This is a genomic window from Ruegeria sp. AM4, assembly GCF_056540665.1.
In genome coordinates, this window is record NZ_JBQFXD010000003.1 from 223,087 (window position 1) to 242,888 (window position 19,802).

Sequence of the window (19,802 nt, forward strand, 5' to 3'; positions counted from 1 at the left end):
CATTGACTTCATAGCTGAAACAATAAGCCCTTGTCTGTGAAGGGCTTCACAACTGGCGGTATATCGGAAAAGAAATACATTCTCGGCTGGCAAGAGTGGTTTTGTCAGAAACCGAAGACTGATTCGGAGTTTCTGAATGCAGGGGCCTGTTTCCCGGCGAGCGAAGGCGCCAGGCGTGGTGGGAATAGCACTACTGGCTTGACCATCCCGCGAAATGCCGAAAGGGTCGCCGCAAAACAAATGCCGGAGCAGTAATGGCCAAGACGCCCCCGCCTTTTGCCCCATTCGAATGGAAAATCGCCTGGCGCTATCTGCGCGCCCGCCGCGCCGAGGGCGGTGTCAGCGTGATGACGTGGATTTCTTTGATCGGAATTACGCTGGCGGTTTTCGCGCTGATTGCGACGCTTGCCGTGCGCTCGGGCTTCCGCTCGGAATTTGTCGGCACCATTCTGGGTGCCAATGCCCATGTCACCGTCTATTCCGCGGGCGAGATCGATGCGCAGGGCCGTGTTGACCGGACCATTGAGGACTACGACGGCATGGCGGCCCGGATAGCCAAGGTGCCGGGCGTTGAACGCACCGCCCCGCTGGTTAAGGGGCAGGTGCTGCTGACCAATCGGGACCGCAGCACTGGTGTCGAAGTCTATGGTATTCGCCCGGACGACCTGTTCAGTCTGCCCGGTATTGCCGACAGTGAGCAAGCTTACGGAGACCTCTCGCAATTTGAGAACGGCATTGCCATCGGCTCGGGCGTGGCGCGGGCGATCGGGGCGACGGTTGGCGACAAGATCAAAATGACGTCGCCCAATGGGGTCAAGACCGCCTTTGGAACATCGCCTCGCGTGAATGCATATGACGTGGTCTATGTCTTTTCCGCAGGCCGCTATGACATCGACCGCACGCGGGTCTATATGCCCTTTGCCGAAGCGCAGAGCTTTTTCAACCGCGATGGCGTCGCGGATGAGATCGAGGTCATGGTCGCGCAGCCCGAAGATATGAACTCAGTTCTGATCCCGATATTGGACGCTGCGGGCGAACGCGCGCAGTTGTGGACGTGGAAGGATGCCTCGGGCGGGTTCCTGCGGGCGCTTGAGGTTGAGGACAACGTGATGTTCATCATCCTGTCGATCCTTGTTCTGATCGCGGCGATGAACATCGTTTCCGGCCTGATCATGTTGGTCAAAAACAAGGGCAGGGACATCGGCATCCTGCGCACAATCGGCCTGAGCGAAGGATCTGTGCTGCGTGTCTTCTTCATCTGCGGGGCGTTCACCGGCATCATTGGCACGGCGATGGGCGTCATTCTTGGCTGCCTGTTCGCGCTCTATATTGATCCGATCTTTTCATTCGTGAACTACGTGATGGGCGGCGGCGTCTGGGACCCGGCGATCCGGGGTATTTACGCTCTGCCTGCGGAACTGCACCTGTCGGATGTGCTCAAGGCCATCGGATTGTCACTTGGGCTTTCTTTCCTAGTTACATACTTCCCTGCCCGCCGCGCCGCGCGGCTGAACCCGGTTGAGGCGCTGCGCTATGAATGACGTAACTTTGCGGCTGAGCGGCCTGACCAAGACCTATCTCAAGGGCACGCCGGGCGAGGTGCAGGTACTGCGCGGCGCTGGACTGGAATTGCGCGCCGGTGAGGCGGTTGCTCTGGTAGCCCCGTCCGGAGCGGGAAAATCGACGCTGTTGCACATCGCCGGGCTATTGGATTCACCGGATGCGGGAAGCGTCGAGGTTGCAGGGCAGTCCGTCACCGGCAAAGGCGACCGCACCCGGACTGCGGTCCGCCGACAGGATGTCGGCTTTGTCTACCAATTCCATCACCTACTGCCTGAATTCACCGCGCTTGAGAATATCGTGCTGCCGCAACTGGCCAACGGTGTCTCGGAAAAGGCGGCCAAGGACCGGGCCATGACCTTGCTTGGTCGGGTCGGCGTGGACGCGCGGGCCGATCATCGCCCGGCGGCCCTGTCCGGCGGCGAACAGCAGCGTGTGGCCTTTTGCCGGGCACTGGCCAACAATCCACGCGTTTTGCTGGCGGATGAGCCAACTGGGAATCTGGACCCCGAAACCTCGGACCAGGTGTTCGAAGCGCTCATGACCCTTGTGCGCGAGGCGGGGCTTTCGGCGCTGATCGCGACTCACAACTTTGAATTGGCCGCCCGTATGGATCGGATGGTGCGATTGGACGCGGGGATGCTCAGGCCAGTTGAGTGATGGCGACCCCTGCGGCCATCACCGCGATTCCGCCCGCGCGCATCCATGTCAGCGGCGTCACCTGCGCGCCAAACAGCCCATAATGGTCAATCGCGGCGGTGCTGATTAACTGCCCCAGCAGGACAAAGAACACCGCGTTTCCAACCCCGAAATGCGGCGCTACATGGGTGATGGACAGTACGTAGAACGCGATCAGAATGCCTGCCAGAAACAAGTGTTTTGGGGCCTGCGCTGCTTTGGCAAACGCCTGACCTCCCGGCATTACCAGCAACACCAGTGCAGATGCGGCAAAAGCGATCGCAAACAGGATAACCGCCGCCGCAGTGGGCGAACCGATCAACCGCCCAAGCGCCGCGTTCAGCGCCGCTAGGATCGGAATGCCGATCCCTGCTGCCAGCATGATCGCTGCGTATTGTGTCATGAGGTGCCCCCGAATGTGCCGATCTCGTTGATCTGGATCATTGCGGCATCGCGACTGTCCGGCAAGCCTGTAAATGTCTGATTGCGTCGGAGGATAAGATGACGAATTGGTTGCTCGGGTTCATGAGCCTGGCGCTGGCCACGATGGCAGCGCAATGCGCCACAGCGCAGGATGCCGAAACTGGCGAGGAAATCTATCAGCACTATTGCGCAACATGTCACGGGCTGGACGCCACCGGACACGGCCCCATGGCGGGCGTGCTGGTTATTCAACCGACCAACCTGAAGGCACTGACTGATGCGGAGGGCGTCTTTCCCACTGCGCGGGTCGTAGCCAGAATCGACGGGCGTGACCCTTTGGTCAGTCACGGCAGCCCAATGCCGGTTTACGGCCCCTTTTTCGAAGGGAAAGATACGGCGATCAAAACGCCCGAGGGTCAGCCCATCCTGACCAGCCGACCGATTGCCGATCTGGTCGCCTATCTGAAAGCCTTGCAGACTCGCTAGCGCCTTACCGGCAGATACCTTCGATTTCCGCCCCGGCCCAGGGCAGCAATACGTCGCTTTCGCGCCGGCTTGCGGGCAGGGCAGCGAGGTCGAAATGCGGTTTCAGCATGTCATGCAGGCGTTTCGTGCGCGGCGCTCCGGGATCCAGCGCCCGGCAACACACATATTCTTCGACGATTGAGCCCTGTTGTTCGTAACCATAGGCCAGAAAGTCCGGCGAGGTATCCAGATCGAACAGATATGGGTCAGGCTCACGGCCATGCTCGGCCGCCGCACGCAGGGGGTGATAACCGGTTGTCCTGCGATTTTGCCACTGCCAGACATGCGTTACCTCATGCGCCAGCAACATCGCAGCGATCAGGTTCATCTTTTCGGGGTATTGCGACATGTAGTCGTCCAGATACCAGTCCCTGGTGAAATACACCCGGTTGAACAGGGCCACCGCCGCAGGTTTGCCCGTAACGGTTTCGGTCTTTACCGGCGGCAGTATCCGTTCGCGGCAGGCCAGACGTGGGCGCGCCTGACGGGTAAAGGTAATCGCGGCAACCGGCGCGCCTTTGACGAGTCGCACACGATCCGGGTTAATCGTTTCGCCGTGAATGTTCCCGATAAATGCGCGTTCCTGCGAGGTCATCTGGCGACCGCAGGAAACAAGAAGGATCAGGATCAAAACGAGAAAAACGCGCAGCATGAGGCAGAGCCTAATGCGCGCAGGCGGCGCTGCAAGCCGTTTTCACAGGCTCATGGCCAAAACCCGGCTGATTTCCGTAAGTGACCTTCCGGATTGATTCATCCATGTATTGAACGCCTCTTGCACGGCGGCCATAGCCTTCTTTGACGTAGCGGCCTTGTCGATGACACCTTCGGCGATCAGCCGCGCGGTGACATCTTGTGACAGGATGAAACTGTCGCGACCCGCAAAGCGCATGGCATATTGCGCCGACGCCCCACCCAGTCGCGACCCGCGCTTGCCCAGCATCGCCAGCAGACCAACGTAGTCGGTCGACGGCCATTCGCCTAGAATCTTGCCTGCGCCCCCTTCATCGCGGAGTTCCAGCAGAAACGCCGCGTTGTCGCGGACGGTCGCGATCTTGGTTCCGTTGCGCACGATCCGAGTGTCTTGCAGCAGCGCATCAAACTTTTCATCATCCATGAAAGCACAGCGCCCGATGTCAAAGCCGTCGAAGGCGGTTTCGAACCCGTCCCACTTGGCCTCGATCACCTTCCAGCTGAATCCGGCCTGAAAGATGGTTTTGGTGATAATGGAAAGCCACCGGTCGTCCGGCATCTCCGCGAGTTCTGCCGCAGGTTTGGGTTTGCTCAAGCCGCTCTCCAATGCCTCTGCGCCACCGTGGCGACCTGCGGCCAATTCGTAGATTTCATCAAAGTGACGCATGGTGTTTGCCCTCCACCTGGCAAGTGTTGCCGCTTTGTTCGTGCCTTGCAAGAGCAAGCCCCCAAACGCGTCGTAGAGCCAAGGGTAAAACGGTCAAAATCGACGGGTGATATTTATAATTGACTGGTCAATCAATTTCCCGCAATCTGCCGCCATCCAAAGACCGGAAATGCCGTGCCGCGCGTGGATGGGATAGTAAAGACAGAATTGCGCTAACCGATCCGGAGAATTCGGCAGCGTCAGCAAATGATGTCTTTTCTTATCGTCCTCAACTCGTGCATGTTGCGGTACGGTTTCGGTAAAAGAAACGCCCGTGGACGAGTCACCGATCGGCGCGGGCCAACGAAAGAAGACAGGGAGAATTTCCATGAAAAAACTAGGTGTCAGCCTTCTGGCTTTGACTGTGGCAAGTGCTGCAAGCGCAGCCGACATGGGTGCCGTGGACGAACCGATCAAACTGGCAATCAACGAATGGACAGGCCAGCACGTCACCACCCACGTCGCGGGCGAAATGCTCAAGGCCGCAGGCTATGATGTGGAATATGTGACCGCAGGCATGATGAACCAGTTCCAGGCGATTGCCGATGGCGACATTGCTGCAACGCTCGAGATCTGGTCCTCCAACGTTTCGGACGAATACGCCAAGAAAATTGACGAAGGCACAGTGGTTGAAATCGGTGATCTGGGTCTGGATGCCAAGGAAGGCATCGCTTACCCGGCACACGTTGCCGAACTCTGCCCGGGCCTGCCCGCGTGGGAGGCGCTGAAAGACTGTGCGCAGGTCTTCGCAACAGCCGAGACCTTGCCCGGCGGTCGTCTGGTTGACTATCCCGCCGACTGGGGAACACCCGGCGCGGACCGTATGACTGGCCTGGAGCTGCCGTTCAAAGCAGTCCCTGCCGGATCCGAGGGTGCGCTGATCGCAGAACTGCGCGCGTCGACCGAGCGCAAGTCGCCGCTGTTGATCACCTTCTGGCAGCCGCACTGGGCGATGTCGGCCTATGACGTGCAGTTCGTTGACCTGCCGGCGGGCGAAGAGGCGTGCTTCAACGATCCGGCATGGGGTCCGAACCCCAACGCGGTGAACGATTGCGATTTCTCGCCGTCGCGCATCTTCAAGGCCGGCTGGAGCGGAATGGAAGAGAAGTGGCCCGCCGCTTACGAAATCCTGACCAACTATCAACTGGCGGTTGAAGATCAGCAGCCGATGATGGGCGCGATCGACGTTGACGGTGGTTCCGTCGAAGAAGTCGTGGCCGCCTGGATGGCAGAAAACGAAGGCAAATGGCGTCCGGTCGTTGATGCCGCAACCCAGTGAGCCCCTTTAAGTGACTGACGCGAATACGCCAGCCATTGCCTGCCAGAATCTCTGGCAGGTCTTTGGGCCCGGCGCTGAAAAAGCCCTGACCGACGCGCTGGCTCGGTCAGGGAATGACGCCGACAAAGCAGCCACCGAATTGCGCGACGAGGGGTTTATTCCCGCTGTGCAGGACGCGAATTTCGAGGTCCGAGAGGGTGAGCTGTTCGTTATCATGGGGCTCAGCGGGTCGGGTAAATCCACACTGATCCGGTGTATCTCGCAATTGCTGCCCGGAACGGGTGGTGAAATCCGCGTGGATGGCGAAAATGTCATTGGGGCCTCCAAGAAAGCGCTGACGGAACTGCGCCGCAAGAAACTGGGCATGGTGTTCCAGCATTTCGGCCTGTTTCCACACATGACCGTTGCAGAAAACGTCGCCTATCCGCTGCGCGTTCAAGGGACTGGCAAAAAGGAACGACTGGCGCGCGCGCAAGAAGTGATTTCGCTGGTCGGGCTGGAAGGGCGCGAAGACAGCTTTCCCCGGCAATTGTCCGGCGGGCAACGTCAACGCGTGGGCATCGCTCGTTCGCTGGCTGTGAACCCCGATATCTGGTTTCTGGACGAGCCGTTCTCGGCCCTTGACCCGCTGATCCGCCGACAATTGCAGGATGAGTTCCTGCGCATTCAGGCGACGCTGCGGAAGTCCATCGTCTTCATCACACATGACATTCAGGAGGCGCTGAAGCTTGCCGACCGGATCGCCATCATGCGCGATGGCAAAATTGTGCAGATCGGCACGCCGACGGATATCGTGCTGCGCCCGGTGGACGATTATGTGCGCGAGTTCTCGAAAGATGTTGCCAAGGGGCAGCACGCCAAGGTCGCCTCGGTCATGCGCGAGGATGGCGAGCGAGGGCCGGATGATCCCGGCCTGACCACCGCAATGACGCTGGACGCCGCACTTGCGCATTGCATGGAACTGTATGAACCGGTTCCGGTACGCGATGCCGAGGGCAATATTGTCGGGACCGTTCATCCGTCCGATCTGGCTGCTGCCTTGCAGGTGGATGAAACATGAGTCTTGCAACGGACATGCCCGCGCAAAACACGCAGCTGACCGCAGGTGCGCAGGCGGCGCTGATCACGCTGATCGTCGGTGCGGTTTGCCTCGCGCTTGAGGGCGTCGCGCCATGGTTGGGCAAATGGCCCACAGCATGGGAATTGCCTGCAACCCAATGGGTCGGGGCGTTTCTGGATTGGTTTCTGAACGGAATCAAACCGGCGGCTCGCCTGTTTTCCGATGTCATGGCCTATCCAATGAACTGGGCCAATTTCGTATTGGGCAACACTCCGTGGCCGGTTTTGATCGGCATCGTCACGGCGCTGGGCTGGTATCTGGGTGGTTTGCCGATGGCGGCGCTGGGCTTTCTGGGGCTCAGCTTTGTTCTTGCATCTGGCTATTGGGCCGAGAGTATGAACACGCTCGCGCTGGTTGCGGTTTCGGTGCCCGTTGCACTGGTTCTGGGCGGGGCGATCGGGATTCTGGCCAACGAAGTGCCACGCGTGAAGACCTTTGTTCAGGCGGTGCTGGATGTGATGCAGACGGTGCCGACCTTTGCCTACCTGACACCGTTATTGTTGTTGTTTGGCTTCGGTCCGGTTGTTGGCCTAATCGCCTCGGCGATCTATGCCGCGCCGCCAATGGCGAGAAACGTGATGCTGGGTCTCGAACGGGTTGAGCCCGAGATCAAAGAGGCCGCGATCATGTCCGGCGGCACCCGGTTTCAACAGCTGTTTCAGGTCGAAATCCCTGCCGCGACAACGCAGATCATGGTCGGTGTGAACCAATGTTTGATGGCGGCCCTGTCGATGGTCATCATTGCCGCCGTGATCGGCGGGTTCAACGATATCGGCTGGGAAGTCCTTTTGACCATGCGCAAGGCCCAGTTCGGGGAATCTCTGCTGGCCGGTCTTGTGATCGTGGTCTTTGCGGTGGTCATCGACCGGATGAGCGGCACCCTGGCGACCGAGCGCAAACGATATGACCAACGCATCGTCTGGGCGGTTCTGGGTTTCGCTGTGCTGTTCACGGCAATCTTCTGGGCCCGGTTGCCGAATCCGTCTGACCTGACGTTGCTGGACCCGATGGCACAGGCGGTCGATAGCGGGCTGACCGCATTCACCCAAGCCAACGGGCCGTGGCTGGATGCGCTCAAGAACAACTCGTTGTTCTATGTGCTTCTACCTTTGCGTATCGGTTTGGATCAGGCGGTGCTTCCCTTCACCTGGGGGTTTCAGTGGACCCCGGCCATGAGCTTTGGTCTGTTTGCCTTTGGTGGCGCAATTGCGCTGCTGATGGCGTGGCGCGGCCGCCTGACGGGCGGGTTGATTGCGCTGATCCTGATCGGAATGCTGGAAACCGGCATCTCGAACCTGCCGTGGCCGTTTGTTCTGACCGGGGCTGCCGCGCTGGGCTGGGTCGCCGGTGGTTGGCGTTTAGCGGCGTTGGTGGTTGGTCTTCTGGCCACGATTCTGGTGTCGGGCCTGTGGGAACGGGCTTTGCTGTCGCTCTATCTGAGCGGTGCAGCGGTATTTTCCTGCGCAGTCATCGGAGGTCTGGTCGGTCTGGCCAGCGCAGTCTGGAAACCGGTCTGGAGCGTCGTGCGCCCGATCTGCGACATGCTGCAGACGATCCCGCTGTTCGTTTTCTTGATCCCGGTGCTGATGGTGTTTCAGATCGGAGAGTTCTCGGCTTTCCTTGCGATCTGCGCCTACGCCATTGTACCGATGATCCGCTATACGCGGCACGGGTTGGTCAACACACCGGATGAGATGATGGAGGCCGCCATTTCCAGTGGCGCAACCGATTGGCAGATCATGCGGGATGTGCGGGGGCCCTATGCCGCACCGACGATCCTGCTGGGGCTGAACCAGACGATCCTTTATGCCTTTGCCATGTTGGTGATTGCGGCGCTGATCGGTACCACCGGATTGGGCCAGTCTATCTATCTGGCGCTGGGCCAGGCGGATGTGGGGCTGGGCATTTCGGCCGGTGCAGCGATGGCAATTCTGGCATTGGTCGCCGATCGCATCGTGCAGGGTTTTGCCGAAGAACGCCGTCAGGCGTTAGGCCTGTAAGAGCTGGGACAGGGCGATCTGATCGCCCTGCCGCAAACTTGATTTCGAACAAGGACGGCACGACGTCCGGCGCTTAAAACGCCCTCAAACACGTTCGGAGGTCACATGGCGGGTTGGGGCAGTTTTAGCGCAGCATTGGTCCTGTTCATGCTCAGCCACGCCGTCCCGGCGCGGCCAAAACTTCGCAATCAGTTGATTTCTGCGGTGGGGCGGCAGGCTTATTTCGCCTGCTATTCCCTGATGTCGCTGGGACTGCTTGCATGGCTTGTCGTGGCCGCTGCCAACGCGCCCTATGTCGAGGTCTTCCCGCCCTATCCTGCCTTGCGTTGGGTCCCATTGTTGATAATGCCCATCGCCTGCTGGCTGGCGGTCGTGGGGCTTTCGATCCAAAATCCATTCTCTTTTGGTGGTTTGGGGCGCAAACCGTTCGATCCCGACCAACCGGGCGTTCTCAGAACCACACGTCACCCCCTTTTGCTGGCGCTTTTGTTGTGGGCGGTTGCCCACCTTTTGGCGAATGGCAGCCTGTCCCATGTGATCCTGTTTGGCCTGTTCGCAACTTTTGCGGGGCTTGGAATGTGGATGATCGACCAGCGAAAATCCCGCGACCTGGGGGACGAGTGGGTGCGGTTGGCCCGTAACACGGCCCGTCTATCTCTGCGCTTGCCAAAACCCTGGCCACGCCCCTGGATGTGGCTTGCCGCCGCTGTCGCGTTTGCGGCCCTCTTACACCTGCATGCACCTGTCATCGGTCTCACACCGTTGCCTTGACGGTGCCGAGTGGCCGAACAGACCGAACCGTGCTAACTGAACATTGACACGACTGCTTTGGGGAATTGCTAATGCATCTGGCCTATGTCACCACCACAGACCGCGGAGCAACCGACCGGTTGCTAAGTGCCGTTGCCGAACATTTGCTGGACATGGGGGCCAAGCTGTCCGGCGTCGTTCAGACCAATACGGAATGTGCCGACAACAGCAAATGCGACATGGATCTGCGCGTGCTGCCGGATGGCGAGACAATTCGTATTTCACAGTCTTTGGGAACCCATGCGCGCGGTTGCCGCTTGGACCCGGCGGCGTTGGAACAGGCGGTTGGTTACGTGACCGCATCCCTGTTCGACGCTCCGCAGTTGCTGATCATCAACAAATTCGGCAAGCACGAATCGGATGGTCGCGGATTTCGCCCCGTGATCGGCGAGGCGCTGGCGCAGGACATCCCGGTTCTGGTTGGCGTCAACGGCCTGAACGCGGACAAGTTTCAGGAATTCACCGGGGAAGGGGCCGAGGCACTTGAACCGAATGTCGACGCGATTTTGGACTGGTTCGACCGCATCGACACGCAAAGGAACGCAGCCGCGTGACCAAAGCTGCTGCTGTCCGCTCACACAGGTGGACAGCGCGCCATCTGCTTGCCAAATTCCGGTCTGCTATCGTGTTGGAGAGATGGTGGGCGACCCTGGAATCGAACCAGGCGTGCGTCTCCGCGAGGGAGTTACAGTCCCCTGCCACACCTTGCGGCCTGTCGCCCACTGTCAGGCGTTGCACCTGACGTGGAGGCGTGATTACTAGCGCGCCTAAGAAGCGTCAACAGGAAAATACCGCTTTGACGCAGGAAACGTATGTCCCGGCCCGGAGGCCCAAGTCATGAAGAAACCCAAGTGGGTCGTCCAGAAGGAACAGGCGCGAAAAGCGACTGCCGCAGAAACCGTTTGGCTGTTCGGACTGCACGCCGTGCGCGATGCTCTGATGAACCCGAAACGGCAGAAATTGCGTCTGATCGTGACCCGCAACGCGCAGGACAAACTGGCTGAGGCAATAGCATTTGCCGGGATCGAGGCGGAAATGGTCGATCCGCGAAAATTCACGGCTCCGATTGATCCGGGATCTGTGCATCAGGGGGCCGCGCTCGAGGTCAAACCGCTGGATTGGGGCGGGTTGGCCGAAAATTGCATCGGTGAGGAAAACCCACGCGTGCTGCTGCTCGACCGGGTCACGGACCCGCACAATGTGGGCGCTATTCTGCGCTCGGCCGAGGTGTTGGGCGCCAGCGCCGTGATTGGCACACGCCACCACTCGGCCCCGGAAACCGGCGCTTTGGCTAAGACCGCCAGCGGCGCGCTGGAACGTCAGCCCTATCTGCGGGTGCGCAATCTTGCGGACACGATCACCGAATTGCAGGGGATGGGGTATCTGGTGCTCGGACTGGACGGAGAGGCCGAAGAAACCATCGAGACCGCGCTGAGGGATCGTCGGGATCACCCTGTGGCGCTGGTATTGGGGGCCGAAGGTCCCGGGCTGCGGCAGAAAACAAAAGAAACCGTTGATATGCTGGTCAAGATTGACGCGGCGGGCGGATTTGGGTCACTGAATGTCTCAAATGCAGCCGCAATTGCCCTATATGCATCTGTGAGCAGATAAGAGGAGGCCGCCATTCCCGCCCCGCAAAAAATCGCCACATGTTGCTATTGCGGCACCCGCGCTGCCCTGGTCCTGAAGGGCAGGCAGCAGCATGAGCTGAGCTGTTCCAGTTGCGGCGCGCCGCTGCATAACCTCAAGATGATGCCCAAAGCCAAGCTTGAGAAAGCAGTCGAGTATAACGGTGCCAAGAAAAAGACAGCCAAGCCGAAGAAAAGGAAGAAATCGCTGTTCTCGAAAGTGCTGGACGAGGCATGGGACGTGATCGAGGACGTCTTCGACTAGGTTTGCCACAGCTGTTCACATCCCTGTCATAGGGGGTTTCGACACTGCGCGAAAAAACGCATCTTATGGCATTCGGATCAGAGGTGGATGGAACTCCGATGTTGTCGAGACGAGTATTTTTGGCAGGTTTGGCATGTGCCGCAAGCGCACCCTTTGCGCTGGCTCAGGCAGAGCCGATGTATTTCTCGGCGGATGGTGCCGCGCTGTCGGGCTATGACGCAGTGTCCTATTTCAGCAATGGACAGCCGCTGCAGGGTCAGGCCGGCATCGCCGTGATGTGGAAGGGCGCGGTGTGGCATTTCGCATCTCAGGAAAACCGCGAACAGTTCGAGCGTAACCCGCGCGCATTTGCACCGCAGTTTGGCGGTTATTGTGCCTTGGCGATGGCGCAGGGGCTGCTGAGTTCCACCGATCCGAAAGCCTGGAAAGTCGTCGACGGACGGCTTTACCTGACGCACTCGCCGGCGATCGAAAAGCTATGGGAACGAAACGTGGCCGAAAACATCCAAATGGCCCAGCAGCATTGGCCTGCGATCCTGTATGATTGATCGGCAGACTTCCGCCGTTTGTGCTTTGTCATCACAAAAATGCGCGCTCCCCCTTTTTTTTCGCCAACTCATGCCTAAATGTCACAGTGACCGCGGATCGGAACTGCCGCGGGTCATTTCACTGTCCCTCGTTCCAACAACTGGCGCTCAGGCATGGCCTGGGCGCTTTTTTCTTGGGGCCAGACCGCATAGGTTTGCGCTATGAGTGAATATTCCGATGAATTCCTGAAAACAATCTTGCAACGTACAAAGACGGTTGCGGTTGTGGGCGTGTCGATGAACCCGGTTCGGCCCAGCTATTACGTGACGCGATACTTGTCGTTGAAAGGTTTCCGGGTCATTCCGATCAACCCGGGTCATGCGGGCACACAGCTTTTCGGACAGACCGTGCGCGGGTCACTGGCGGAAATTTCCGAACCCGTTGATATGGTGGATATCTTCCGGCGCTCGGAATCCGTGCCACCCATCGTCGACGAGGCGCTGGAGCAGTTTCCCGATTTGCAAACCATCTGGATGCAGATCGGTGTGTCTCATCCCGCGGCAGCGGCCAAAGCGCAGGCGCGCGGGGTGGATGTGATCATGGATCGGTGCCCTAAGATCGAGTATCAACGCCTGTTTGGCGAACTGCGCATGGGCGGATTCGCAACCGGTGTGATTTCTTCAAAACTCTAGCTGTTCAGTTGGCGGCAAGCGGTTTCAGGCGGGCGACCTGTTCCTGCCTGCGGCGTTCCAGAACAACCTCGCGCGGCACCCAGTCATAGCGGGTATCTTCGGGCAAAGGGGCCCAGTACAGCACGCCGCCATACCGCCACGGGTCCAGCACAACCCCGTCAAACATCGAATCCCCTTTTCGGCTGATTATCGCCGTGCTGTGATCGATTCGGAGCGGGTTGTCCGCGTTGGCGATGGCGCGATGCAAGGTCAGGGTCTCAAAGCCCTCCTGTTTCAAACGGCGTTCGATATCCTCGGCCCAATGCCAGCACAATCCGCGCGGGCGCAGGCCCTTGTTGACCTTTGCGTTGTGGATCAGTGGCGGGTCAGTGATCTCATACTCCTGCACCAGCTGCGCCGTGTAGGAATAGGCGATCTGCGCCGCGCGGTTTGCCTCTTCGGGATCAACATCAGGGCCCAGATCGCGGATTTCCGATGCTAGGCGCTGCACCTCATCCCCGGTTGTTGGGGGCGGGGCCGCGCAGGCCGTCAAGGCTAGAAAAGCACATACAAGGGCCAGAAGTCTGATCATTTGCGCGTCCTTCGGTCCATTGCGCCGTGATGGAGGATCATAATCGCTCGGACGCTGCGACGGAACCCGTCCGCTTACCCTTTGGGCCGTGCCTCTTTTTCCGCGATGCCACTCGTGCCCTGACGCCGGGCCAGTTCCGACAGCACGTCATCCAAGGCGACGTCTCGCGCGGCCAGCATGACCAGCAGGTGGTAAAGCACATCCGCCGCCTCAGAAGTCAGTTTTTCCCGATCTCCCTTGGCTGCCTCGATGATCGCTTCGATCGCCTCTTCCCCGAATTTCTCGGCGCATTTCTCGGGGCCCTTTGCCAACAGCTTGGCGGTCCAGCTGCTGTCTGGGTCAGCCCCTTTGCGGGCTTCGATCGTGGTGGCCAGATCGTGCAGAATGCTCATGTCAGCCTCATGGGAATGCCCGCAGCGACCATATGCTCTTTGGCCTCGCGGATGGTGTATTCGCCAAAGTGAAAGATCGAGGCCGCAAGCACGGCACTGGCGCCGCCTTTGGTCACGCCCTCGACCAGGTGATCCAGATTGCCGACGCCCCCGCTTGCGATCACCGGCACGTCCACTGCGTCGGAAATGGCGCGCGTCAGTGGCAGGTTGAAGCCCGCTTTGGTGCCGTCGCGGTCCATCGAGGTTAGCAGGATCTCTCCCGCGCCCTTTGCGACAACGGTTTTGGCGAACTCCACCGCATCGATCCCGGTGGGTTTGCGGCCCCCGTGTGTGAAAATCTCCCACTTGCCGGGGCTGACGGTCTTTGCGTCGATGGCGCAGACGATGCACTGGCTGCCAAACTGGTCCGCCGCTTCGGCGATGACATTCGGGTTGGCAACGGCCGCCGAATTGAAACTGACTTTGTCGGCACCCGCCAGCAGCAATGCACGCACGTCGTCTTTGCTGCGCACGCCACCGCCGACTGTCAGCGGCACAAAGCACTGTTCTGCCGTGCGTCGGACCACTTCGAACATGGTTCCCCGATTTTCGTGCGTGGCGTGGATGTCCAGAAAGCAAATCTCATCCGCACCGGCGGCGTCGTAGGCTTTGGCCGATTCCACCGGGTCGCCAGCGTCGCGCAGGCCGACAAAGTTCACACCCTTGACCACGCGGCCATCGGCGACATCCAGACAGGGAATGATACGGGTTTTCAGCATCTCGGCGTCCTTTGTTGGCGCACCTCTACCGGCAAAGCCCTGCCGATGCCAGACTTGTGATTGTCACGCGGCTGAAACCTGTGAAAACTGTTCCTAAATTCATCAGGAGATCAATAAGATGCGTAAACTCTTTCTCACGACGACATTCATACTGGCAGGAGCGGTCGCGGCGATGGCTGACGATATTATCAAAGTGAGCACGGACAAATCCGTGCAAGAGGCGATGGACGCGCTGGAAGCCGCCGTCGGTAATGCGGGCGCGACCGTTTTTGCGCGTGTCGACCACGCGGCGGGGGCCGAAAAGGTCGGCACACCGATCCCCCCCAATCAGGTGCTGATTTTCGGCAACCCCAAGCTTGGCACGCCCGCGATGCAGATAGATGCCCGCGCGGGTTTGTTCCTGCCCCTGAAAGTTCAGGCCTACGAGGATGCAAACGGGCAGGTTTGGCTGGCCTATGAGGACCCAAAGGAAACCATGGATGAGCTGGATGAGGTCGAAAACTCGCCAGTTGTCGAAAAGATGCGCGGCGCGTTGAACAAGTTGACGGCGGCTGCGGCGCAATAGCCCAAGAAAACCCGCCGCTATGCTGCGACCTGGCAACGCCGCCATCTCGTGCAAGGCGCTGATTTTGCGCGCGCACCTGTTTTTTGGTAAGTGTTGCACAGTGTTCCCGGCAGCCGTTGGATAAGTGAAAATGAGACAGAGATTGAGAACTGTTTTGCTTGCAGTCGGCCTTATTTCAGGATCGACGGGCGCGAGCTTTGCGCAAGACTTCATGTCTCAGGAAGAGCTTTTGGCAACGATCCCCGGATCAACCTTGTCCGGAATCTCCAATACTGATGGTGTAACGCCTTGGGTTCAAACCTATCAGAAGGGCGTAAAAACAGGAGAGGCTGCCGGATCGTTCGGCGGCCGGCAATACAAAGCCACTTGGGCCGTCATGGGCGATCTATGGTGTGAGTATTGGGACGGCGGCTCCGGTTGCTGGCAGATTGAACGTACCGAAGCGAAGGAACTGCAAATCTACGAGGCGGGCCGACCCCTCCAAAATCGTTGGAAGATCGAATAGCGACTTTCGGCCTGACCTAGTCTCTGAGCGCCGTCAGGGCCTCCTTAAGATCAATCGCCCCATCATAGAGTGCGCGACCGGAAATCGCACCATTCAGACCCGCGTCACAGTCCCGCAGTGCGATAAGGTCTGCGACCGAGGAGACACCGCCAGACGCAATCACCGGGATCGAGACAGCGCGGGCCAGCGCAGCCGTGGCCTCGATATTCGGTCCCTGCATCGCACCGTCACGGTTGATGTCGGTGTAGATGATTGCCGCGACGCCTGCGTCTTCAAAGCTGCGGGCCAGATCGGTGACCTGTACATCGGTTTCCTCGGCCCAGCCCTTGGTGGCAACCATACCGTTGCGGGCATCGATGCCGACCGCGACCTTGCCGGGAAAGGCGCGGGCCGCTTCGCGCACCAGGTCGGGGTTTTCGACGGCAACCGTGCCCAGAATCACCCGGGCCAGGCCTTTGTCGATCCAGGCCTCAATTGTGGCCATGTCGCGGATGCCGCCCCCTAGCTGGGCGGGCACGTCGCATTCTTTCAGGATCGCCTTGACAGGGGCGGCGTTGACCGGCTGACCCGCGAAGGCGCCGTTCAGATCGACCAGATGCAGCCATTCGCACCCTGCCTCAACAAATGCGCGCGCCTGTGCGGCCGGGTCGTCGTTGAAAACGGTCGCCTTGTCCATTTCACCGCGCAGCAGGCGCACGGCCTGGCCGTCTTTGAGGTCGATGGCGGGGTAGAGGATCATGTCGGGCGGCCCTATATCACTGTTACACGCGCGGGATATCGCACAGGCGGGGCAGGGGATGCAACGCGACGCTAAGTCAATCTTGCCCGACAGCTATTCGCGGGTCAGACTGACCCCAAAGCAGGGAGAATATCATGAAGACACTAACGCTTGCGGCGGCTTTCACCGCTTTGGCCACGAGCGCCTTTGCCGATGACCCGGTTGACGGACTGTGGAAAGTTGGACCGGGCGAATCCGGTGGCTATCTGCATGTATCAATTTCGGAATGTGGTAGCGCCATTTGCGGGACGATTGATTCCGCGTTTGATGCACAGGGCAATCAGTTGCTGGAGTATGAGAACCTTGGAAAACAGCTCATCTGGGACATGGTTCCTGAAGGTGGCGGCGACTATGACAACGGTAAGATCTGGGACCCGCAAAAAGACAAGACTTATAAGTCAAAAATGTCGCTGGATGGTCAAAACAAGCTGACCGTCAAGGGCTGCGTTGCCGGTGGCCTGGTCTGCCGTGGGCAAACCTGGACGCGGGTTCAATAGACGCTCAGGGCGTCCAGGTCAGGAAATTCCCGATCATGCGCAGGCCCACATCCTGGCTTTTTTCCGGATGGAACTGCATTCCAACCATGGTTTCGCGGCCCATCACGGCCGTGACCTCCTGGCCATATTCGACGTGAGCCAGCCGTTCCGCCGGATCCGCTACGCGGAACTGGTAGGAGTGAACGAAATAGACATGATCTCCGGAACTGACCCCGGCAAAAACCGCGTGGTCGCTGTTCAGAATCAGATCGTTCCAGCCCATATGGGGCACTTTTAACGAACTGTCCGACGGCTCGATCCGCACCACGTCGCCCGAGACCCATCCCAATCCATCGGTTTCGGTGTACTCGTGCCCCTTGGTCGCCATCAGCTGCATGCCGACGCAGATGCCAAGAAACGGGCGGCCCTTTTGTTCGACCGCCTCGACCATAGCGTCATAGATGCCTTTGTGGCCGCGCAACTCGGCGGCGCAGGCAGGAAAGGCCCCGTCTCCGGGCAGGACCAATCGATCCGCCCGCGCGACAACATCCGCGTCAGAGGTTACGACAACGTCACCCGCGTTCAATTCCTGCGCCATGCGCTGAAATGCCTTTTCGGCAGAGTGCAGGTTGCCGCTTTCATAGTCGATGATGGCGGTCAGCATCTGAATCCTTTCTGCACGCAACGTGTTCGAAAACCGGCGCCCGTTTCCGGGGTGCGCTTATAGCGCGCCCTTGGTCGATGGAATCGCGTCTGCTTTGCGCGGGTCGGTCTCGACAGCGTCGCGCAGGGCGCGCGCGACCGCTTTGAAGGCCGCCTCGGCAATGTGGTGGCTGTTGAAGCCGTGCAATTGGTCGACATGCAGCGTGATACCGCCATGGGTGCTGAGTGCCTGAAAGAACTCACGTACCAGTTCGGTGTCAAACGTACCGATCTTGGGCGTCGGAAGGTCCACGTTCCAGATTAGAAAGGGTCGCGCCGACAGGTCCAGCGCGCAGCGGACCTGAGCGTCATCCATCGGTAGGTGACACTCGCCATAGCGGCGAATGCCTTTCTTGTCGCCCAATGCCTGCGTCAGCGCCTGACCCAGAGCAATTCCGGTATCCTCGACCGTGTGGTGGTCGTCGATGTGATAGTCACCCTTGGCCCGGATCGTCATATCGATCAGTGAATGGCGCGCCAACTGGTCCAGCATGTGGTCAAAAAAGCCCACACCGGTCTGATTGTCATATGTGCCGGTGCCGTCCAGATTGACCTCGACCGAGATATCCGTCTCGGCGGTCTTGCGGCTGATCGAAGCGGTGCGCATGGGCAAATTCCTTTTGCTACAGGCGCGCTTATAGACGGGGTTGGCCGGGCTTTGAAAGAGCGGCCTGACCATTCGGCCTAAACTGTTGCAGGGGATTGCGCCCGGCTTGCGCCCATGCCAGCCTATTGGCAACTCAATCAACAGGGCCCATCCATGTCCACCTGCGTCTTCATACAGATTCGTTGCAAACCCGGCACCACCTACCAGGTGGCCGAAGGGATCGCCTTGCGCGAAATACACTCAGAGCTTTACTCCACCAGCGGCGAATACGACCTGCTGCTTAAACTCTATATCCCCGAGACCGAGGATGTGGGCCATTACATCAACGAAAACCTGCTGGTGATTCCCAATATCGAACGGTCCCTGACGACGATGACCTTCAAGGCATTCTAGCCCAGCTCAAACGTCGTCACGCCGAAAATCCGGTCAAGATCGATAACCGGCTGATGATCGGAATACATCCGCGCGGTTTCAAACACCTTCTCAAGCCCCAGCGCATCCGCCAGGGCAAAGGCGGCGGCGTTGGGCTGGGGCATGTCGATGAACACCTCATGTGTGGCGTGATCGTCGGGGATCGCCTGCAGCACCGAGGTCAGCAGAGCCTGCGCAATCTCGGAACTGTCCGCAAACAACGGCCCGATCTTGTACCCGCTCTGGCACGGGCGCAGCGTCGCGTAACCCCTGATCTTGCCATTCTTGGCATATACCTTTGAAACGTGGCTGTAAGCGCTCAGCCAGCTTTCAAGAAACAGGTCGCGCGCGGCAGGAAACAGCGCGCGATCATAGGCTTTCAATGCGGCTGACGCTTCGGTCAGATCCGAGACATCGCTGATTGGCGTGGTCCCGAGCTTGGCCAAAATCCCGCGCTTTGTTCCGCCAAAACGATAGTTGTTGTAGGCGAAATTGAACCCGGATTTACGATAATTGTCCTGCTGCTCGACCACCCCATCCAGACCCATATTGCGGCCCTTGCAATGGGTCAGCGCATGGCCTGCGATCTCAAGCCCGTGACCGTGATGGCGAAACTCGGGCTTGACGATGTAGAACCCCAAGAATGAAAACACATCGTCATAGTTCACCGCCGAGACTGAGGCGATCATCTCGCCATCCAGAAAGCCGCCCAGAAACCCGTCGGGGTCCGTCGGGCGAAAGCACTCCGCGTCGTGGACACCCGGATTCCACCCCTCGCGCCCGGCCCAATCGACGGCGTGCTGCACTTCGGCGGCGGTGAGAGGGCGAATGACATAATTCGACATGAGCGTTGCCTTGCAATCTGCGTTGCACCCAGCATGGCCGAGGCCCACCAAAAGAACCAGCATGTTCAGACAGGTTTGGTATCTGGAGCGGGCGAGGCGATTCGAACGCCCGACCCTAACCTTGGCAAGGTTATGCTCTACCCCTGAGCTACGCCCGCATCAGATACGATATATGGTCCAAAGACCTCTCAATGGAGCGGGCGAGGCGATTCGAACGCCCGACCCTAACCTTGGCAAGGTTATGCTCTACCCCTGAGCTACGCCCGCGCCGTTGAGTGAGGCGTGAAG

At 59.3% G+C, this 19,802-nt stretch carries 26 protein-coding genes and 3 tRNA genes; 16 read left to right on the top strand and 13 right to left on the bottom strand.

The genetic code is table 11. From position 1 onward, the window contains the following. Nucleotides 1–254 precede the first annotated feature (254 nt). Both ACR0JA_RS08900 and ACR0JA_RS08905 read left to right on the top strand, forming a co-directional pair. Nucleotides 255–1,541, top strand: coding sequence for a lipoprotein-releasing ABC transporter permease subunit (locus ACR0JA_RS08900; protein WP_480572923.1), 1,287 nt, complete (start codon nucleotides 255–257; stop codon nucleotides 1,539–1,541). Beyond that, entirely contained in the window at nucleotides 1,534–2,220 is a 687-nt protein-coding gene (locus ACR0JA_RS08905; protein WP_480572926.1) for an ABC transporter ATP-binding protein, read from the top strand. Before ACR0JA_RS08900 ends, ACR0JA_RS08905 begins: the two co-directional genes overlap by 8 nt. Here ACR0JA_RS08905 and ACR0JA_RS08910 read toward each other — a convergent pair. Further along, nucleotides 2,204–2,641, bottom strand: coding sequence for a DMT family transporter (locus tag ACR0JA_RS08910; protein ID WP_480572929.1), 438 nt, complete (start codon nucleotides 2,639–2,641; stop codon nucleotides 2,204–2,206). The genes ACR0JA_RS08905 and ACR0JA_RS08910 overlap by 17 nt on opposite strands. Nucleotides 2,642–2,739: 98 nt before the next feature. Between ACR0JA_RS08910 and ACR0JA_RS08915 the strand changes: the two genes are divergently transcribed. Next, entirely contained in the window at nucleotides 2,740–3,147 is a 408-nt protein-coding gene (locus ACR0JA_RS08915) for a c-type cytochrome (protein WP_480572932.1), read from the top strand. Nucleotides 3,148–3,151: 4 nt separating this feature from the next. On the opposite strand, the gene ACR0JA_RS08920 is transcribed toward ACR0JA_RS08915, so the two are convergent. Beyond that, entirely contained in the window at nucleotides 3,152–3,838 is a 687-nt protein-coding gene (locus ACR0JA_RS08920; RefSeq protein WP_480572935.1) for a hypothetical protein, read from the bottom strand. A 42-nt stretch (nucleotides 3,839–3,880) separates the two neighbouring features. Then, the gene (locus ACR0JA_RS08925; RefSeq protein WP_480572938.1) at nucleotides 3,881–4,543 is read right to left on the bottom strand and encodes a DNA-3-methyladenine glycosylase I; all 663 of its coding nucleotides are present in this window, start codon (nucleotides 4,541–4,543) and stop codon (nucleotides 3,881–3,883) included. A gap of 367 nt (nucleotides 4,544–4,910) precedes the next feature. Between ACR0JA_RS08925 and ACR0JA_RS08930 the strand changes: the two genes are divergently transcribed. From ACR0JA_RS08930 to ACR0JA_RS08950, 5 genes are all read left to right on the top strand, one after another. Continuing rightward, nucleotides 4,911–5,861, top strand: a complete 951-nt coding sequence (locus tag ACR0JA_RS08930; protein WP_480572941.1) for an ABC transporter substrate-binding protein — start codon at nucleotides 4,911–4,913, stop codon at nucleotides 5,859–5,861. A 10-nt stretch (nucleotides 5,862–5,871) separates the two neighbouring features. Further along, entirely contained in the window at nucleotides 5,872–6,921 is a 1,050-nt protein-coding gene (locus ACR0JA_RS08935) for a quaternary amine ABC transporter ATP-binding protein (RefSeq protein ID WP_480572944.1), read from the top strand. Continuing rightward, nucleotides 6,918–8,981 (top strand): ABC transporter permease, encoded by a 2,064-nt coding sequence (locus ACR0JA_RS08940; RefSeq protein ID WP_480572947.1) that lies wholly within the window; start codon nucleotides 6,918–6,920, stop codon nucleotides 8,979–8,981. Before ACR0JA_RS08935 ends, ACR0JA_RS08940 begins: the two co-directional genes overlap by 4 nt. Nucleotides 8,982–9,086: 105 nt before the next feature. After that, the gene (locus tag ACR0JA_RS08945) at nucleotides 9,087–9,752 is read left to right on the top strand and encodes an NnrU family protein (protein WP_480572950.1); all 666 of its coding nucleotides are present in this window, start codon (nucleotides 9,087–9,089) and stop codon (nucleotides 9,750–9,752) included. Nucleotides 9,753–9,823: 71 nt separating this feature from the next. Next, nucleotides 9,824–10,345 (top strand): DUF2478 domain-containing protein, encoded by a 522-nt coding sequence (locus ACR0JA_RS08950; protein ID WP_480572952.1) that lies wholly within the window; start codon nucleotides 9,824–9,826, stop codon nucleotides 10,343–10,345. An 83-nt stretch (nucleotides 10,346–10,428) separates the two neighbouring features. Here the strand turns inward: ACR0JA_RS08950 and ACR0JA_RS08955 are convergent. Next, nucleotides 10,429–10,512: transfer RNA gene (locus tag ACR0JA_RS08955), tRNA-Tyr, on the bottom strand. Between the two features lie 116 nt (nucleotides 10,513–10,628). On the opposite strand from ACR0JA_RS08955, the gene rlmB reads away from it, so the two are divergent. The 4 genes from rlmB to ACR0JA_RS08975 all read left to right on the top strand — a co-directional run bounded on the left by rlmB (nucleotide 10,629) and on the right by ACR0JA_RS08975 (nucleotide 12,904). Then, nucleotides 10,629–11,402, top strand: coding sequence for a 23S rRNA (guanosine(2251)-2'-O)-methyltransferase RlmB (rlmB, locus tag ACR0JA_RS08960; RefSeq protein ID WP_480572955.1), 774 nt, complete (start codon nucleotides 10,629–10,631; stop codon nucleotides 11,400–11,402). Between the two features lie 141 nt (nucleotides 11,403–11,543). Further along, nucleotides 11,544–11,684, top strand: a complete 141-nt coding sequence (locus tag ACR0JA_RS08965) for a hypothetical protein (RefSeq protein ID WP_480572958.1) — start codon at nucleotides 11,544–11,546, stop codon at nucleotides 11,682–11,684. Between the two features lie 65 nt (nucleotides 11,685–11,749). Further along, nucleotides 11,750–12,232, top strand: a complete 483-nt coding sequence (locus ACR0JA_RS08970; protein WP_480572961.1) for a YHS domain-containing (seleno)protein — start codon at nucleotides 11,750–11,752, stop codon at nucleotides 12,230–12,232. Nucleotides 12,233–12,433: 201 nt separating this feature from the next. After that, on the top strand, nucleotides 12,434–12,904 hold the full coding sequence (locus tag ACR0JA_RS08975; protein WP_480572964.1) for a CoA-binding protein: 471 nt from the start codon (nucleotides 12,434–12,436) through the stop codon (nucleotides 12,902–12,904). Nucleotides 12,905–12,908: 4 nt separating this feature from the next. Here the strand turns inward: ACR0JA_RS08975 and ACR0JA_RS08980 are convergent, their stop codons facing one another. From ACR0JA_RS08980 to hisF, 3 genes are all read right to left on the bottom strand, one after another. Further along, nucleotides 12,909–13,475: a hypothetical protein gene (locus ACR0JA_RS08980; RefSeq protein ID WP_480572967.1), complete on the bottom strand. Its 567-nt coding sequence runs from the start codon at nucleotides 13,473–13,475 to the stop codon at nucleotides 12,909–12,911. A gap of 74 nt (nucleotides 13,476–13,549) precedes the next feature. Beyond that, a complete protein-coding gene (locus ACR0JA_RS08985) occupies nucleotides 13,550–13,867 on the bottom strand; it encodes a phosphoribosyl-ATP diphosphatase (RefSeq protein ID WP_480572970.1) in 318 nt (105 codons plus the stop codon). Next, nucleotides 13,864–14,625 carry an imidazole glycerol phosphate synthase subunit HisF gene (gene hisF, locus ACR0JA_RS08990; RefSeq protein ID WP_480572973.1) on the bottom strand — a complete coding sequence of 254 codons (762 nt, stop codon included), beginning with the start codon at nucleotides 14,623–14,625 and terminating at the stop codon, nucleotides 13,864–13,866. The genes ACR0JA_RS08985 and hisF overlap by 4 nt, the downstream gene beginning before the upstream one ends. A 118-nt stretch (nucleotides 14,626–14,743) precedes the next feature. Between hisF and ACR0JA_RS08995 the strand changes: the two genes are divergently transcribed. Then, nucleotides 14,744–15,190, top strand: coding sequence for a DUF302 domain-containing protein (locus ACR0JA_RS08995; RefSeq protein WP_480572976.1), 447 nt, complete (start codon nucleotides 14,744–14,746; stop codon nucleotides 15,188–15,190). A gap of 130 nt (nucleotides 15,191–15,320) precedes the next feature. Beyond that, a complete protein-coding gene (locus ACR0JA_RS09000; protein ID WP_480572980.1) occupies nucleotides 15,321–15,695 on the top strand; it encodes a hypothetical protein in 375 nt (124 codons plus the stop codon). A 16-nt stretch (nucleotides 15,696–15,711) separates the two neighbouring features. Here the strand turns inward: ACR0JA_RS09000 and hisA are convergent, their stop codons facing one another. After that, nucleotides 15,712–16,434, bottom strand: coding sequence for a 1-(5-phosphoribosyl)-5-[(5-phosphoribosylamino)methylideneamino]imidazole-4-carboxamide isomerase (hisA, locus tag ACR0JA_RS09005; protein WP_480572983.1), 723 nt, complete (start codon nucleotides 16,432–16,434; stop codon nucleotides 15,712–15,714). A gap of 134 nt (nucleotides 16,435–16,568) precedes the next feature. Here hisA and ACR0JA_RS09010 point away from each other — a divergent pair, with 134 nt between their 5' ends. Then, on the top strand, nucleotides 16,569–16,970 hold the full coding sequence (locus ACR0JA_RS09010) for a DUF2147 domain-containing protein (RefSeq protein WP_480572985.1): 402 nt from the start codon (nucleotides 16,569–16,571) through the stop codon (nucleotides 16,968–16,970). 4 nt (nucleotides 16,971–16,974) lie between these two features. Here ACR0JA_RS09010 and hisH read toward each other — a convergent pair whose 3' ends face one another. Both hisH and hisB read right to left on the bottom strand, forming a co-directional pair. Then, nucleotides 16,975–17,613: an imidazole glycerol phosphate synthase subunit HisH gene (gene hisH, locus ACR0JA_RS09015; RefSeq protein ID WP_480572988.1), complete on the bottom strand. Its 639-nt coding sequence runs from the start codon at nucleotides 17,611–17,613 to the stop codon at nucleotides 16,975–16,977. Between the two features lie 57 nt (nucleotides 17,614–17,670). Then, nucleotides 17,671–18,258 carry an imidazoleglycerol-phosphate dehydratase HisB gene (hisB, locus tag ACR0JA_RS09020; protein WP_480572991.1) on the bottom strand — a complete coding sequence of 196 codons (588 nt, stop codon included), beginning with the start codon at nucleotides 18,256–18,258 and terminating at the stop codon, nucleotides 17,671–17,673. A 153-nt stretch (nucleotides 18,259–18,411) separates the two neighbouring features. On the opposite strand from hisB, the gene ACR0JA_RS09025 reads away from it, so the two are divergent. Continuing rightward, nucleotides 18,412–18,651 (top strand): Lrp/AsnC ligand binding domain-containing protein, encoded by a 240-nt coding sequence (locus tag ACR0JA_RS09025; protein WP_480572994.1) that lies wholly within the window; start codon nucleotides 18,412–18,414, stop codon nucleotides 18,649–18,651. Here ACR0JA_RS09025 and ACR0JA_RS09030 read toward each other — a convergent pair. The 3 genes from ACR0JA_RS09030 to ACR0JA_RS09040 form a co-directional block, all read right to left on the bottom strand. Further along, a complete protein-coding gene (locus tag ACR0JA_RS09030) occupies nucleotides 18,648–19,514 on the bottom strand; it encodes a GNAT family N-acetyltransferase (protein ID WP_480572997.1) in 867 nt (288 codons plus the stop codon). The genes ACR0JA_RS09025 and ACR0JA_RS09030 overlap by 4 nt on opposite strands. Before the next feature lie 83 nt (nucleotides 19,515–19,597). Beyond that, a tRNA-Gly gene (locus tag ACR0JA_RS09035) sits at nucleotides 19,598–19,672 on the bottom strand. Nucleotides 19,673–19,706: 34 nt separating this feature from the next. Further along, nucleotides 19,707–19,781 (bottom strand) — tRNA-Gly (locus ACR0JA_RS09040). Nucleotides 19,782–19,802: the final 21 nt, after the last annotated feature.